Raw genomic sequence first — 245 nt, forward strand, 5'->3', positions numbered from 1 at the left:
GTTTGTTTAGTTTTGAGGGAGTAATTCTCTCAAAGCTTTTTTTAATCGTTCCTTGAAAACTAGATAATCGTAAGAAGAAGTCAAAGTAAAACCGAGAATTGCCACTTTAGTTTTTCTCTCTTATTAATAAGAAGAAAATAAACCTTTTAGGTTAAGTTAGAAAGGGCGCACGGTGGATGCCTTGGCACTAGGAGCCGATGAAGGACGGGACTAACACCGATATGCTTCGGGGAGCTGTAAGTAAG

General features: G+C 38.8%; 1 rRNA gene. It reads left to right on the forward strand.

Annotation, left to right across the window (positions count from 1 at the left end):
- Nucleotides 1–149: 149 nt before the first annotated feature.
- Nucleotides 150–245: ribosomal RNA gene (locus M3189_RS26780) — 23S ribosomal RNA — on the forward strand; the annotation flags it as partial.

It is taken from the genome of Neobacillus niacini, assembly GCF_023715415.1.
Classification (GTDB): Bacteria; Bacillota; Bacilli; order Bacillales; family Cytobacillaceae; genus Neobacillus; species Neobacillus niacini_C.